At 70.2% G+C, this 15022-nt stretch carries 16 protein-coding genes and 2 tRNA genes; 16 read left to right on the plus strand and 2 right to left on the minus strand.

The features are described 5' to 3' along the window. Positions 1–42 precede the first annotated feature (42 nt). The 9 genes from CP968_RS21955 (at position 43) to CP968_RS21995 (ending at position 4656) form a co-directional block, all read left to right on the plus strand. The gene (locus CP968_RS21955; protein WP_150519627.1) at positions 43–690 is read left to right on the plus strand and encodes a DUF2637 domain-containing protein; all 648 of its coding nucleotides are present in this window, start codon (positions 43–45) and stop codon (positions 688–690) included. Between the two features lie 9 nt (positions 691–699). Beyond that, on the plus strand, positions 700–891 hold the full coding sequence (locus tag CP968_RS21960) for a mobile element transfer protein (protein ID WP_150519628.1): 192 nt from the start codon (positions 700–702) through the stop codon (positions 889–891). A 16-nt stretch (positions 892–907) separates the two neighbouring features. Continuing rightward, positions 908–1066 carry a hypothetical protein gene (locus tag CP968_RS21965; protein WP_150519629.1) on the plus strand — a complete coding sequence of 53 codons (159 nt, stop codon included), beginning with the start codon at positions 908–910 and terminating at the stop codon, positions 1064–1066. 23 nt (positions 1067–1089) lie between these two features. Next, entirely contained in the window at positions 1090–1410 is a 321-nt protein-coding gene (locus CP968_RS21970; RefSeq protein WP_150519630.1) for a SpdD protein, read from the plus strand. 89 nt (positions 1411–1499) lie between these two features. Continuing rightward, positions 1500–1682, plus strand: a complete 183-nt coding sequence (locus tag CP968_RS21975) for a hypothetical protein (protein ID WP_150519631.1) — start codon at positions 1500–1502, stop codon at positions 1680–1682. Further along, positions 1682–1909 (plus strand): hypothetical protein, encoded by a 228-nt coding sequence (locus tag CP968_RS21980; RefSeq protein WP_150519632.1) that lies wholly within the window; start codon positions 1682–1684, stop codon positions 1907–1909. The genes CP968_RS21975 and CP968_RS21980 overlap by 1 nt, the downstream gene beginning before the upstream one ends. Beyond that, entirely contained in the window at positions 1906–3282 is a 1377-nt protein-coding gene (repSA, locus tag CP968_RS21985) for a replication initiator protein RepSA (protein WP_280116696.1), read from the plus strand. The genes CP968_RS21980 and repSA overlap by 4 nt, the downstream gene beginning before the upstream one ends. Continuing rightward, positions 3275–3481: an excisionase family DNA-binding protein gene (locus tag CP968_RS21990; RefSeq protein ID WP_150519633.1), complete on the plus strand. Its 207-nt coding sequence runs from the start codon at positions 3275–3277 to the stop codon at positions 3479–3481. The genes repSA and CP968_RS21990 overlap by 8 nt, the downstream gene beginning before the upstream one ends. Then, positions 3481–4656, plus strand: coding sequence for a tyrosine-type recombinase/integrase (locus tag CP968_RS21995; protein ID WP_150519634.1), 1176 nt, complete (start codon positions 3481–3483; stop codon positions 4654–4656). Before CP968_RS21990 ends, CP968_RS21995 begins: the two co-directional genes overlap by 1 nt. A gap of 71 nt (positions 4657–4727) precedes the next feature. On the opposite strand, the gene CP968_RS22000 is transcribed toward CP968_RS21995, so the two are convergent. Continuing rightward, a tRNA-Gly gene (locus CP968_RS22000) sits at positions 4728–4798 on the minus strand. 168 nt (positions 4799–4966) lie between these two features. Between CP968_RS22000 and CP968_RS22005 the strand changes: the two genes are divergently transcribed. From CP968_RS22005 to clpX, 5 genes are all read left to right on the plus strand, one after another. Beyond that, positions 4967–5043: transfer RNA gene (locus CP968_RS22005), tRNA-Pro, on the plus strand. Positions 5044–5242: 199 nt separating this feature from the next. After that, positions 5243–6634 (plus strand): trigger factor, encoded by a 1392-nt coding sequence (gene tig, locus CP968_RS22010; RefSeq protein WP_150519635.1) that lies wholly within the window; start codon positions 5243–5245, stop codon positions 6632–6634. 273 nt (positions 6635–6907) lie between these two features. Continuing rightward, positions 6908–7525, plus strand: coding sequence for an ATP-dependent Clp protease proteolytic subunit (locus CP968_RS22015; RefSeq protein WP_150519636.1), 618 nt, complete (start codon positions 6908–6910; stop codon positions 7523–7525). A gap of 56 nt (positions 7526–7581) precedes the next feature. After that, entirely contained in the window at positions 7582–8253 is a 672-nt protein-coding gene (locus tag CP968_RS22020) for an ATP-dependent Clp protease proteolytic subunit (RefSeq protein ID WP_150519637.1), read from the plus strand. A gap of 153 nt (positions 8254–8406) precedes the next feature. Continuing rightward, positions 8407–9693, plus strand: a complete 1287-nt coding sequence (gene clpX, locus CP968_RS22025; RefSeq protein ID WP_150519638.1) for an ATP-dependent Clp protease ATP-binding subunit ClpX — start codon at positions 8407–8409, stop codon at positions 9691–9693. A 79-nt stretch (positions 9694–9772) separates the two neighbouring features. Here clpX and CP968_RS22030 read toward each other — a convergent pair whose 3' ends face one another. After that, entirely contained in the window at positions 9773–10717 is a 945-nt protein-coding gene (locus CP968_RS22030) for a hypothetical protein (RefSeq protein WP_150519639.1), read from the minus strand. Positions 10718–10843: 126 nt separating this feature from the next. On the opposite strand from CP968_RS22030, the gene CP968_RS22035 reads away from it, so the two are divergent. Continuing rightward, positions 10844–13465 carry a valine--tRNA ligase gene (locus CP968_RS22035; RefSeq protein ID WP_150519640.1) on the plus strand — a complete coding sequence of 874 codons (2622 nt, stop codon included), beginning with the start codon at positions 10844–10846 and terminating at the stop codon, positions 13463–13465. A gap of 305 nt (positions 13466–13770) precedes the next feature. After that, on the plus strand, positions 13771–14919 hold the full coding sequence (locus CP968_RS22040) for a sensor histidine kinase (RefSeq protein ID WP_150519641.1): 1149 nt from the start codon (positions 13771–13773) through the stop codon (positions 14917–14919). The last annotated feature ends 103 nt before the right edge of the window (positions 14920–15022 follow it).

The raw sequence follows: 15022 nt of genomic DNA on the forward strand, positions 1-15022 counted from the left end.
CCACGTCCCTACCCCACCCATGCCTGAAACGAGGTGAAGACCATGACCCGCCTGGTCCGCCCGGACGCCGTCCTCGTCCAGGCCGTCATCGCCGGAGCCCTCTCCTTCGCCCACCTCCACGACCTCGCCGAAGCCGCAGGACAGCACGGCTGGAAGGCCTGGGCCTACCCGATCAGCGTGGACCTGCTCCTCGTCGCCTCCTGGCACCGCCTGCGCACCCTGCGGGAAGCGGGGGAGCCCTCACGCTCGGCCTGGTCCTGGTTCGCCGTCGCCCTGGCGGCCTCGCTCGGCGCGAACGTCGCGACCGCCGGCCTCCTCGACCTGGGCGACGTCCCGGACTGGCTCCGCATCCTCGTCGCCGGATGGCCAGCGCTCGCCTTCCTCGGCGGCACCCTCCTGGTCCATCGGCCTACGCCGCCCAACGACCCGGAGCCCGCCCCGGCGCCCCGGCCCGTGGTCGAGCGGGAGACAGAACCCGGCGCACAAGCCGCCCCGGCTCCTGCCCTCCCCGCTCCGGCACCAATACCCGCACCCGTGGTGACCGCTCCGCCCGCCCTCGTCGCCCACGCCCAGAAGATCGCCGCCGATCACCGCACCCGTACCGGCTCGGACATCGACACCGAGACCCTGCGCGCCCGGCTCGGCGTCCCGTCCTCGATGGCTGAGGCCATCGCCGCCCAGCTCGCCTGAGGAGACCCGATGCCCGCCCGGATCAACTTCCGCTCACTGATGAAGATCGGCCCCGTCCAGATCGGCACCTACCGCGACCGGCGCGGCCGCACGAAGGACTCCGCCGTGTGCACCGCCGACGCCTGCGGCTGGTCCTCCGACTACAGCTCCTCGACCGCCGCCCAGCTCGCCGCCCGCTCCCACCGCTGCCGCGTCAGCTGAACCGAAAGGCCACGTCATGGACGTACCGCTCTGGTTCGCCCTCCTCGCCGTCGGAGCCCTCGGCGTGAAGCTCATCCGCCCGCCCTGGTGGCTCGTCGCCGTGATCCTCCTCGGCGGCTTCCTCCTCGCGGACAGCTTCCTAGCCCCCGCCATCGACACCGCGATCAACAAGTAACCCGCCCCGGAAGGAGAACAGCCGTGTTCAAGCCCAAGTACCCCAGCCCCGACACGTACACCCCGGCAACCATCCGCCCCGCCCCGGCGCCCACCGAGTACGTGGTGCCCGCCCCGGCCCCGGTCCCCGCCAAGGCTCCGACTGTCCTCGGCGGCCTGGTCCAGAACTCGCCCGGAACCGCGCTCGCCCTCGCCGCCGGCGGAGTCGCCGGAGTCCTCGCCCTTGCCTCCGTAGCGGTCTCGCTGCTCCTGGCCGTCGCCGTCACCGCGGTCGCCCTGTCCGTCAGCGCCGTTGTCCTGCTCTTCCTCGTCCGCGCCCTGCGCCAGGAGTTCAAGAGCCGTTGACCGGCCCCGGGACGGCCTCAACCGCCAAGTTTCCGCCGTCCCGGCGCCGCGCTCCCACCCGATCCGAAGAACCGGAAGGAAGCACCATCATGGCCCAGCACACCGTCAGGCCCGTCAAGGTCTGCCCGGACTGCATCGGCTTCGCCGCCGTCGCCATCACCCTCGGCGGCCACGACCGCGCCGGCGCCCGGCGCACCATCACCGCGCACTGCTACGCCTGCCAGGGCACCGGCACGGTCACCGGTACCAAGCGCGCGGGGGTGACCGCGTAGTGGGGATCTTCACGCGCCGGACCTACGGGGACGACCCGTACGACCGCGACATGGACCAGGTGTACGACCGCCTCACCGGCGAAGCCCGCCACCAGGAGCGGGTCACCGAGGCCCACGCGGTGCACGACTCCCGGCGCTCCTCCAGCTCGCGCAACAGCCGCAGTCAGCCCGCCTCCGGACCCACGTCCAGCGATGCCAACACCCCGAAGCGGGGGCGACGCTCGTGACCCAGTCCGCGACCGTGGCGGACCTGGCCCCCGGCCTCCTCGGCGACATGCTGAGGGTGGCCGGGGCTCCCGGTTACGCCCGCTGGGAAGACCAGATCCGCCGCACCGGCGGCTGCTCCGACCCGATCCACATCACCGGCTGGACCGTTGCCAGGGACAAGACCACCGGCGAGATCATGCACCGGTACTCCACCGCGGACGAACCCGGTGCCCGCCTCCGCATCGCCTGCGGGAACCGCCGGGCCTCTCGCTGCCCGGCCTGCGCCTGGACGTACGCGGGCGACACGTACCACCTGATCCGGGCCGGACTGGCCGGCGACGACCGCCGAGACATCCCCGCCAGGGTCCGCGAACACCCCCGCGTCTTCGCCACCCTCACCGCCCCGTCCTTCGGCCCGGTCCACAACCGCCCCGCTGGCCGTCCCTGCCGCTGCGCCCAGCACCACCAGGAGGACGCCGCCGAACTCGGAACCGCCCTCGACCCCGCCACCTACGACTACGCCGCCGCCGTCCTCTTCAACAACCACGCCGGACAGCTCTGGCAGCGCTTCACGACCCGCCTGCGCCGCGAGATCGCCGCGTACGCCGGACTGACCCAACGCGAGCTGAAGGAGGAAGCCCGGATCTCCTACGGCAAGGTCGCCGAATTCCAGAAGCGCGGCGCCATCCACTTCCACGCCGTGATCCGCATCGACGGACCCGCCGGGCCGACCAGCCCGCCGCCCTCCTGGGCCAGCACGGGACTCCTCGACCGCTCGATCCGGGCAGCAGTCGCCCACGCCTACACCTCGGTGTCCGTCCCGGCCGCCGCCGACCAGCCCGCCCGTACGTTCCGCTGGGGCACGCAGCTCGACGTACGCCCCATCAAGGCCTTCGGAGACGGCTCCGACATCACAGAGCAGGCGGTCGCCTCGTACGTCGCCAAGTACGCCACCAAGGCCGCCGAGAACACCGGCACCCTCGACCGCCGCATCGGCAACCGCGAAGCCCTGGTGCTCCTCGACGTCCCCGACCACACCGCCCGCCTGATCGGGGCCTGCCTCGACCTGGACCCGCTGTACCCGGACCGCCGCCTCACCGCCTGGTCGCACATGCTCGGCTTCCGCGGCCACTTCTCCACCAAGTCCCGCCAGTACTCCACCACCCTCGGCGCTCTCCGCAAGACCCGCGCCGACTACCGCGCCGCCCAGGAGCGCGATGCCCGAGGCCTGGACGATGTCGAGCCGGACACGGTGCTCGTCCTCGCCTCCTGGCAGTACGCCGGCCACGGACACAGCCCGGGGGAGTCGGTACTCGCCGCCAGCATCGCCCGGGACATTCACCTGAACCGTCAGACCGCCCGCGAAGCCCTGCAAGGAGAGCAGCATGAATGAGCGTTTCCTCAGCGTCGTCCAGGTTGCCGAACTGCTCGGCACCACCGTGCGATTCCCCCGGCGCCTCGTCGAGGAGCGGCGGATCACGTACGTGAAAGTCGGTCGCCACGTGCGCATCCCGGAAAGCGCCGTCCAGGCGTACATCACCGCGAACACCGTCGAGCCGCGTCGCCGTCGCCGTCTGGGGGTGGCTGCCTGATGGCCGGGAAGCGCCGCCAGTTCGGCCGGGTCCGCAAGCTGCCCTCCGGCCGGTACCAGGCCCGCTACCTCGGACCGGACGGGGAGCTCCGTCCCGCGCCCGAGACGTTCCGCACGAAGAAGGACGCGGACGACTGGCTCGCCGACACGCAGACCGAGATGCGCCGGGGCGACTGGCGCGACCCGGACGCCGGGAAGGTCGCCTTCGGGCCGTACGCCGTCGCCTGGATCAAAGAACGCGAGCTGACCAGCACCACGCGGCAGCTGTACGCCTCTCTCCTCAAGCACCACCTGGAGCCGGCCCTCGGTGCCGTCAACCTGGCGGAGATCACGCCGCCCCTCGTCCGCAGCCGGCGTGCCGACAAGCTCGCCGCCGGCACCGGCGCGACCACGGTCGCCAAGTCCTACGCCTTGCTCCGGGCCATTTTGGGGACGGCGCTGTCGGATGAGCTGATCCGGCGGAACCCCTGCCAGGTCAAGGGCGCCAGCTCCGTGGACACCCCGGAGCGGCCGACCGCGACGGTCAAAGAGGTCTACGCCCTGGCCGAGGCGATTGAGCCGCGCTACCGGGCCCTCGTACTCATGGCCGGATTCCTCGGGCTGCGCTGGGGCGAGCTGATCGGGCTCAGCCGGCGGGACGTGGACCTGGAGCACCGGACCGTGCGGGTCCGCCGGTCCGTCGCAGAGCTGAGCAACGGACAGCGGGAGATCAAGGCGCCGAAGAGTGCCGCGGGAAAGAGGACGGTCTCCATTCCCGGCGTGATCCTCCCCGACCTCCACGAGCACCTGAAGCGATACGCCGAGGCCGGTGTCGACGGCCGCGTGTTCATCGGGGCCAAGGGGGCGACCCCGCGCCGGAATCACTTCAATCTGTTGTGGCACAAGGCGTGTCGAGAAGCGGGGATCAAAGGGCTTCACTTCCATGATGTTCGGCACACGGGCAACACGCTCGCCGCGTCCACGGGGGCCAGCACGCGCGAGTTGATGACGCGCATGGGCCACAGCACCGCCCGCGCCGCGCTGATCTATCAACATGCGAGTGCCGATCGGGACCGGCTGATCGCCGACGCCTTGAGCGGGCTCGTGAAGAAGAACCGCAAGAACAAGAAGAAGGATGTGCCTGGCACGAAGGAAGATCCACAGCGGGAGGGGCACGCAGGGGGCACGCGGACCTGATCAGGGCCCCCGGGAACGACTAAGGGCCAGGCGGAGGAAACGTCCTCTGACCTGGCCCTTAAGTACTTCTGAGCGGGTGACGGGAATCGAACCCGCGTAGCTAGTTTGGAAGACTAGTGCTCTACCATTGAGCTACACCCGCAGCGCGCGCGCCGCAGGTCCGAAGGCCGCGGCACGGACAGCATCCTAGCGGGTCGTGACGGGGGAGTGCACACCGCGTTTCCGAGGGCCCGGCTGGTCGGGGCGGGGCGGTGTAGGGAATCGGGCACATCAGAGGGTCTCCGGGCATGTACCCTACGTGTCGCACCGACGGGGTGTGGCGCAGCTTGGTAGCGCGTCCGCTTTGGGAGCGGAAGGTCGTCGGTTCGAATCCGGCCACCCCGACCACCGGTGGCATCTCCCCAGAGGTCTTCCAGGCCTCCCGGAGAGGTCCGCCGCAAGATCGCGTTGTGGGCTGATTGCCGCTTGCGGTTACTATGCAAGCTGCGTGCCCGTGTGTCTGATGTACCGGGCCGAAGTCCGCTGAACCGCTGCATCGCAGCGTGACGGCAGAACCCCCAGCAGTCAGCCACAAGGAGACCGAACCGTGAAGAGCGCCGTGGAGACCCTGAACCCGACTCGGGTTCGGCTCACTGTTGAGGTGCCCTTCGAGGAGCTCAAGGACAGCCTCGACGCGGCGTACAAGAAGATCAACCAGCAGGTCACGGTGAAGGGCTTCCGCAAGGGCAAGATCCCGGCCCGGGTCATCGACCAGCGCTTCGGCCGCGGTGCGGTGCTGGAGGAGGCCGTCAACGACGCCCTCCCGAAGTTCTACACCGAGGCGGTCAACGAGGCCGACCTGAACCCGCTGGGCCAGCCCGAGGTCGACATCACGGAGCTGAAGGACGGCGAGCTGCTGTCCTTCACCGCCGAGGTCGACGTGCGCCCCGAGATCGAGATCCCGGACTACTCCGGCATCGAGGTCGAGGTGGACGCCATCGAGGTCTCCGACGAGGACGTCGAGAAGTCCGTCGAGCAGCTGCGCGGCCGCTTCGCGTCCACCAAGGACGTCGAGCGCGCCGCCGAGGACGGTGACGTCGTCACCCTCGACCTGGAGGCCAAGGTCGACGGCGAGGTGCTGGAGGACGGCGTCGCGAGCGACGTGTCCTACACCATCGGCTCCGGCGAGCTCCTCGAGGGCATCGACGAGGCCGTCAAGGGCCTGGAGGCCGGTGGCGAGGCCACCTTCACCTCCCAGCTGAAGGGCGGCTCCGCCGAGGGCAAGGATGCCGAGGTCACCGTCAAGGTCACCAAGGTCTCCGCCCGCGAGCTCCCCGAGCTGGACGACGAGTTCGCGCAGATGGCGAGCGAGTTCGACACCCTCGACGAGCTGAAGGCCGACAGCCGCAAGCGCCTTGAGAACATGAAGCAGTACGACCAGGCCACGCAGGCCCAGGAGCGCGTCCTGGAGAAGCTGCTGGAGCTCGTCGAGGTCCCGATCCCCGAGAAGCTCCTCGCGGACGAGGTCCAGACCCGCAAGCACAACCTGGAGCACCACCAGCTCGGCCAGATGGGCCTGGACCTGGAGAAGTACCTGGAGTTCCAGGGCAAGACGGTCGAGGAGTTCGACGCCGAGACCTCCGACCAGGCCGTCAAGGGCATCAAGACCCAGTTCGTCCTCGACGCGCTGGTCAACAAGGAGAAGCTGGGCGTCAACCAGGAGGAGCTCACCGAGCACCTCATGCGGCGTGCGCAGTCCTCCGGCATGTCCCCCGACCAGTTCGCCCAGGCCGTCGTCGAAGGCGGCCAGGTCCCGATGCTGGTCGGCGAGGTCGCCCGCGGCAAGGCCCTCGCGGTCGTCGTCGAGGCCGCCAAGGTCGTCGACACGAAGGGCGAGGTCATCGACCTCTCCGACGAGGACGAGGACGAGGCCGCCGCCCCGGCCGCCGAGGCCGCGGCCGAGGGCGACGACGAGGCGAAGGCCGACGAGGCCAAGTAACACCCCGGGCCACGCCCGCCGAGCAGCACCCGAAGGGCCCGGACGCCGTCGCGTCCGGGCCCTTCGGCGCGGGCCCGGCGGGGGCGCGTACCTTGCGCTCCGAGCGAACAGTTCGGGAAGCGGGATGGCGTTGTCCTACCTGCGCGTTAGGGTCCATGAATACGAGGGCACGGGACTACCCGGAGCCGGCGGACACGTCCGCACCGGCCGGGCCGCGCCCCAGAACGAGACGCTGAGACGGCACATGGCCGTCGGAGACGAGCAGGTGGATACGTGACGAATCTGAAGCCTTACGCCGCGGGTGAGCCGTCCATCGGTGGCGGCCTCGGCGACCATGTCTACAACCGGCTGCTCGGCGAGCGGATCATCTTCCTCGGCCAGCAGGTCGACGACGACATCGCCAACAAGATCACCGCACAGCTCCTCCTCCTGGCCGCCGAGCCGGAGAAGGACATCTTCCTGTACATCAACAGCCCCGGCGGCTCCGTGACGGCGGGCATGGCGGTCTACGACACCATGCAGTACATCCCGAACGACGTCGTCACCATCGGCATGGGCATGGCGGCCTCGATGGGCCAGTTCCTGCTGACCGGTGGCGCCAAGGGCAAGCGCTTCGCCCTGCCGAACACCGACATCCTGATGCACCAGGGTTCCGCCGGCATCGGCGGCACCGCCTCGGACATCAAGATCCAGGCCCAGTACCTGCTGCGCACCAAGCAGCGCATGGCCGAGATCACCGCGTTCCACTCGGGCCAGACGGTCGAGGCGATCATCCGCGACGGTGACCGCGACCGCTGGTTCACCTCCGAGGAGGCCAAGGACTACGGCCTGATCGACGAGATCATCTCGGCCGCGTCCAACGTTCCGGGCGGCGGCGGCACCGGGGCCTGACCTCCGGCACCACCGTCAGTACCCCAGCAGCCGACAGCCCGCAGAACGCCACCAGGATGGTGAACACCTCGATGTACATGAACAACCTCTCTCCCGCGAGCGGCCTCCACACCGGCGCGTCGGTGGACAACCGCTACGTCATCCCGCGCTTCGTCGAGCGCACCTCGCAGGGCGTGCGCGAGTACGACCCGTACGCGAAGCTCTTCGAGGAGCGCGTGATCTTCCTCGGCGTGCAGATCGACGACGCCTCCGCCAACGACGTCATGGCGCAGCTGCTGTGCCTGGAGTCGATGGACCCGGACCGCGACATCTCGATCTACATCAACAGCCCCGGCGGCTCCTTCACCGCGCTGACGGCGATCTACGACACCATGCAGTTCGTGAAGCCGGACATCCAGACGGTCTGCATGGGCCAGGCGGCCTCCGCCGCCGCGGTCCTGCTCGCCGCCGGCACCCCCGGCAAGCGCATGGCCCTGCCGAACGCCCGCGTGCTGATCCACCAGCCCTCCGGCGGCACCGGTCGCGAGCAGCTCTCCGACCTGGAGATCGCGGCCAACGAGATCCTGCGCATGCGCGACCAGCTGGAGTCGATGCTGGCCAAGCACTCGACCACCCCGCTGGAGAAGATCCGCGAGGACATCGAGCGCGACAAGATCCTCACGGCCGAGGACGCCCTCGCGTACGGCCTGATCGACCAGATCATCTCCACCCGCAAGAGCTCCAACTGATCCTTGCCGCCACTGGACGTGGTCGCGTCACCGGATTCGGGGACGTGAACCACGCCAAGGGGGCCCCGCACGGGGCCCCCGGCAAGGTACCGTCGGATATGAGGCACCAGGAGCGCTGAACCAGGCGTCTCCCAGGCGAAGGGGAAGCACCTCGTGGCACGCATCGGTGACGGCGGCGACCTGCTCAAGTGCTCGTTCTGCGGAAAGAGCCAGAAGCAGGTGAAGAAGCTCATCGCAGGACCCGGTGTGTACATCTGCGACGAGTGCATCGACCTCTGCAACGAGATCATCGAAGAGGAGCTCGCGGAGACCTCGGAGGTCCGGTGGGAGGAACTTCCCAAGCCCCGTGAGATCTACGAGTTCCTGGAGAGCTACGTCGTCGGCCAGGAGCCGGCGAAGAAGGCGCTCTCCGTGGCGGTCTACAACCACTACAAGCGCGTCCAGGCCGGCGAGAACGGCGGCGCGCAGGGCCGTGACGACGCGATCGAGCTCGCGAAGTCCAACATCCTGCTGCTGGGTCCGACCGGTTCGGGCAAGACCCTGCTGGCGCAGACGCTCGCCCGCATGCTGAACGTCCCGTTCGCCATCGCCGACGCGACGGCGCTGACGGAGGCCGGGTACGTGGGCGAGGACGTCGAGAACATCCTGCTCAAGCTGATCCAGGCGGCGGACTACGACGTCAAGAAGGCCGAGACCGGGATCATCTACATCGACGAGATCGACAAGGTGGCCCGCAAGAGCGAGAACCCGTCGATCACGCGCGACGTGAGCGGTGAGGGCGTGCAGCAGGCCCTCCTGAAGATCCTGGAGGGCACGACCGCCTCCGTCCCGCCGCAGGGCGGCCGCAAGCACCCGCACCAGGAGTTCATCCAGATCGACACGACGAACGTGCTCTTCATCGTGGGCGGCGCCTTCGCCGGCCTGGAGAAGATCATCGAGTCGCGTGCGGGCGCCAAGGGCATCGGTTTCGGGGCGACGATCCGCTCGAAGCGCGAGATCGAGGCCAGTGACCAGTTCCACGAGGTCATGCCGGAGGACCTGGTGAAGTTCGGGATGATCCCCGAGTTCATCGGCCGTCTCCCCGTCCTGACGTCGGTGCACAACCTGGACCGCGAGGCCCTGCTCCAGATCCTGATCGAGCCGCGCAACGCCCTGGTGAAGCAGTACCAGCGGCTGTTCGAACTCGACGGTGTCGAGCTGGACTTCGAGCGCGAGGCGCTCGAAGCCATCGCGGACCAGGCGATCCTCCGCCAGACCGGCGCGCGCGGCCTGCGCGCCATCATGGAGGAGGTCCTGATGTCGGTGATGTACGAGGTGCCGTCCCGCAAGGACGTGGCCCGCGTGGTCATCACCGCGGACGTCGTCCGCTCCAACGTCAACCCGACGCTGGTGCCGCGGATCGTCCCGAAGGACCAGGGCCCGCAGGAGAAGTCGGCCTAGCCGACGCGCACACGACGAGGGGCGCCCCGGACATCCGGGGCGCCCCTCGTGCGTGCGCGGACCGTGCCGGCGCGCGGTGCTACTTCTTGACGCGGGCGGTGTTGTAGAGCTTCGCGGCCAACTCCGAGGCCTGCTCCAGCGTGTAGCCCGGCTTGCCGGCGAGGACCGAGGCCAGGTCGGTGGCGCTGACCATGCTCAGGGTGCTGTAGTCACCCCAGATGCAGAACGGCAGCGTGACCTCCTTGGGCCCCTTGGCCGCCGTGTCCTTCGAGGTGAACTTGAAGTTCTGGCACTTGAGCACGGCGCCCTTGAACCCGGCCGGGTTCATCGTCTTCGGGGTGCCGATGAGCTCGATCTCCGACTTGCTGTCCTGCTTGGCCGCGTTCAGCCGGGCCAGGGCGAAGTACCCGTCCACGGCCTTCTCCGGGTCGGCTATCTCGCCGTACACGCCCTGGAAGTTGAGGCCCTTGGCCGACAGCGGGTTCTTCGGGTCGCCGGCCTGGTAGTTCATGCCCACCTGGGTGGGGTTCTTCACGCCCGCCGACTCGGCTTCCTTGCGGTCGGTGGCGGAGAACTCGTCCTGCTTGTACTTCGGGTCCTTCTTGAACTCGTCCACCGCGTCCGGGGCGACCAGCTTGTAGCCCTTGGTGTCGGCGGCCACGGCGCCGCCGGAGCCGCCGCCCCGGAGGAAGTACCACCCGCCGCCCGCGATCACCGCGACCGCGACGACCACCGCGACGACCGCGCCGGTCTTCGACTTCTTCGGGGGCTGCTGCGGGGGCATCCCGCCGTACGGGGGCTGCTGCGGGTAGCCGTACCCCGGCTGCGGGGGCTGCTGGGGGTAGCCCTGCGGCGGGACGCCGGGCTGCTGCGGGTAGCCGTAGCCGGGCTGCGGCGCGCCCTGGCCGTAGGGGCCGGGCTGCGGGGGCTGCTGCCCGTACGGGCCGGGCTGCGGGGGCTGCTGCCCGTAGGGTCCCGGCTGCTGCGGCTGCTGTCCGTACGGTCCTGGCTGGTTGTAGCTCATCCCGCGTCCCCCATGAGGTTGCTTATACGTTCCACACATCCTGGCGGAAGCCGGGGGCCGGCAGGGCGGCGGGTCCCCGGATTACCGGTTTCATGACTGGACTGTTACGGCTCTAAACTGTGCCCCGTGACCGAGAACACGCAGACACCCAGCGCCCCCGACTCCGAACTGCCGACCCAGTACGCGCCGGCCGAGGTAGAGGGGAAGCTCTACGAGCGCTGGGTGGAGCGTGGGTACTTCACGGCCGACCCCGCGAGCGAGAAGCCGCCGTACACCATCGTCATCCCCCCGCCGAACGTCACCGGCTCCCTGCACCTGGGGCACGCCTTCCAGCACACCCTCATGGACGCCCTGACCCGCCGCAAGCGCATGCAGGGCTACGAGGCGCTGTGGCTGCCCGGCATGGACCACGCCGGCATCGCCACCCAGAACAAGGTCGAGCAGCAGCTCGCCGAGGAGGGCAAGTCCCGTCACGACCTGGGCCGCGAGGAGTTCGTCGAGCGGGTCTGGCAGTGGAAGGAGGAGTACGGCGGCAAGATCCTCGGGCAGATGCGCCGCCTCGGCGACGGCGTGGACTGGTCGCGCGAGCGGTTCACCATGGACGAGGGCCTGTCCAAGGCCGTCCAGACGATCTTCAAGAAGCTGTACGACGACGGGCTGATCTACCGCGCCGAGCGCATCATCAACTGGTGCCCGCGCTGTCTGACGGCCATCTCCGACATCGAGGTGGAGTACCAGGACGACGCCGGCGAGCTCGTCTCGATCAGGTACGGCGAGGGCGAGGACAGCCTGGTCGTCGCCACCACGCGCGCCGAGACGATGCTGGGTGACACCGCCGTCGCCGTCCACCCCGACGACGAGCGCTACGCGCACCTGGTCGGCCGGCAGATCAAGCTGCCGCTGACCGACCGGACCATCCCGGTCGTCGCCGACACGCACGTGGACCCGGAATTCGGCACCGGCGCCGTCAAGGTGACCCCGGCGCACGACCCGAACGACTTCGCGATCGGGCAGCGCCACGGCCTGCCCAACCTGGCCGTCATGGACGAGCACGGCGTCATCACCGTCCACGGCCCCTTCCTCGGCCTGGACCGTTTCGAGGCGCGTTCGGCGATCGTCGGCGCCCTGCGCGAGCAGGGCCGCATCGTCGCGGAGAAGCGCCCGTACCAGCACTCCGTGGGCCACTGCTCGCGCTGCCGCACGACCATCGAGCCCCGCCTGTCGCTCCAGTGGTGGGTCAAGGTCGAGACCCTCGCGCAGGCCGCCGGTGACGCGGTCCGCGACGGCCGGGTCGCGATCCACCCGCAGGAGATGGAGAAGCGCTACTTCGACTGGGTCGACAACCTCAACGACTGGTGCATCTCGCGCCAGCTGTGGTGGGGCCACCGGATCCCGGTCTGGTACGGCCCGGACGGCGAGGTCGTCTGCGTCGGCCCCGACGACGTGGCGCCCACCGGTGAGGGCTGGACCCAGGACACGGACGTCCTGGACACCTGGTTCTCCTCCGGCCTGTGGCCCTTCTCGACCCTCGGCTGGCCGGAGAAGACCCCGGACCTGGAGAAGTTCTACTCCACGGACGTCCTGGTCACCGGCCACGACATCATCTTCTTCTGGGTCGCCCGGATGATGATGTTCGGCCTGTACGCCATGGACGGCGAGGCGCCGTTCAAGACGATCGCGCTGACCGGCCTGGTCCGTGACGAGCGCGGCAAGAAGATGTCGAAGTCCTTCGGCAACGTCGTCGACCCGCTCGACTGGATGGACAAGTACGGCTCCGACGCCGTCCGCTTCACCCTCGCCAAGGGCGCCAACCCCGGCACCGACGTCCCGATCGGCGAGGACTGGGTCCAGGCGTCCCGCAACTTCGCCAACAAGATCTGGAACGCCACCCGCTTCGCGCTGATGAACGGCGCGACGATCGAGGGCGAACTGCCGCCGGTCGAGAAGATGTCCGCGACCGACCGCTGGATCCTGTCCCGGCTGAACAAGACGGTCGCGCAGGTCGACGCGTACTACGAGGACTTCCAGTTCTCCAAGCTCAGCGAGGCGCTCTACCACTTCGCGTGGGACGAGGTCTTCGACTGGTACGTCGAGCTCTCGAAGACCACCTTCTTCGCGGGCGGCGAGGGCGCGCAGGTCTCCGGCCGGGTCCTCGGCGAGGTCCTGGACACCACGTTGCGCCTGCTGCACCCGGTGGTGCCCTTCGTCACCGAGACCCTGTGGACCACGCTGACCGGCGGCGAGTCCCTCGTCATCGCGAACTGGCCGAAGGACAGCGGCTTCCGCGACGAGGCCGCCGAGACCGAGATCGAGAACCTCCAGGCCGTGGTCACCGAGGTCCGCCGGTTCCGCGCCGACCAGGGCCTGCAGCCGGGCCAGAAGGTCCCGGCCCGCCTCGACCTGGCCGGCACCGCGCTGGCCGCGCACGAAGGCGCCATCCGCCAGCTGCTGCGCCTCCAGCCGGAGGGCGAGGACTTCAGCGCCACCGCGACCCTTCCGGTCGGCGGCGCGACGGTCGCCCTCGACCTGTCGGGCACCATCGACGTGGCCGCCGAGCGCAAGCGGCTCTCCAAGGACCTCGGCGCGGCCGAGAAGGAGAAGCAGCAGGCCGAGGCGAAGCTCGGGAACGAGGCCTTCCTGGCCAAGGCCCCCGACAACGTCGTGGACAAGATCAAGGGCCGCCTCGCCAAGGCCGAGGCGGACATCGCCCGCATCCGGACCCAGCTCGACGGGCTGCCGGCCGCCTAGGCCGTCCCCCGGCGGGCGAGCCGGGTACGCGGGAGGCCCCCATGCCGCCGGTCGGCGCGGGGGCCTCTCCCATGGGCGCCCAGCCCGGAGGCGGCCGCCGGACCCCGCCGGACCCCGCCGGACCCCGCCGGACCCCGCCGGACCCCGCCGGACCCCGCCGGGTCCGTCCGGCGACGGCGGAGCGGAAGGGCCCGGACACGCAGGGTCGACGGGCCCCGCCCCGCCATGTCCGAAGTGCCCCAGATCACTCCGTACGGGCTTCCGGCGGCCCCGATCCGCTGCGGCGACCACGGATGATGGAAGGCATGCACGTCAAGCCCGTCGCCCCGGCGCTCCACCGGGCCGAGGCCGCCGGCCGCCGGCTCGCCCGGAGCTGGTCCGACTCGCCGAGGGCGCTGGACGTGCTCACCGCGCTCAGCTGCCTCGGCCTGATGGCCCTGGACCTGCCGGGCCTGGCCGCCGCCGACAACTCCCTCAACGGACCGCTCGCCGCAGCCGTGCTCGCCCTGGGGTGCGCGACCCTGCTGCTGCGCCGCCGGGCGCCCTGGGCCTCGTTCGTGGCGGCCCTGCTGTTCATCGGCTGGCTGCACGAGCTGACCCTGATCCAGTTCGCGCTGTACTCGGTGGGCCGCTACCGGGGGCGCCGGGCCGGGATCCTCGCCACGCTCGCGTACGTGGCCTTCGCGTTGATGCTCTTCAGCGTGCCCGGGTGGCCCGAGCCCCGGGTCGAGACCCTCAGTTCCTTCCTCAGCCTGGTCGTGCCCATCGGGGTGCTGGCCTCGGCCGTGGGCATCGCCGCCTACCGGCACGACCTGGTCGCGGAGCTGAACGGCCGGCGGGCCGAGGCCGCGGTGCTCCAGGCGGTCCAGCAGGAGCGGACCGCCGTCGCCCGCGACGTGCACGACTTCGTCGGACGGGAGCTGACCCTGCTGACCGTGCGCTCCGAGGTGCTGTCGGTGCGGGCCCGCGAGACGGCGTACGCGAAGGACTTCGAAGAGCTGGCGGACACCGCGCGCCGCGCCCATCTCGTGCTCAACGACATCATCGTGCAGCGCGGGGAGCGGGCCTCGACGCCCGGCGTGGACGGACTGGCGGCGCTCGCGGAGGAGAGCGAGCGGGCCGGGTCGCCGGTGCGGCTGGACCTGGACCCGGAGGCGCACGCGCTGTCGCCGCTGCGGCAGGCGGCGGTCTACCGGGTGGTTCAGGAGTGCCTGACCAACGCGGCGAAGCACGCGCGCGGGGAGACCATCGAGGTGGCGGTGGCGGTGGAGGGCCGGCAGGTGCGGATCGCGGTGGGCAACGCGCTGCCCGAGAGGACGCCGGGCCGGGCGCCCGTCTCGGCCGGCTCGGGCACGGCGAGCATGGCCGAGCGCGTGCGCAGCCTGGGCGGCACCCTGACGGCGACGCGCTCGCAGGACGCGTACCTGGTGGTGGCGACCCTGCCGCACGGCTAGGCCGTCTCTTTAGGATCGTGCCGGGCCCGCGACGCCTGGCACCGTGCCTGGCCGCACTGCCGAGGCGACCACGTACGTCCAGTACGCGAGCGCCCCGGCAGCA

This window comes from Streptomyces subrutilus, from assembly GCF_008704535.1.
Taxonomy (GTDB): Bacteria; Actinomycetota; Actinomycetes; order Streptomycetales; family Streptomycetaceae; genus Streptomyces; species Streptomyces subrutilus.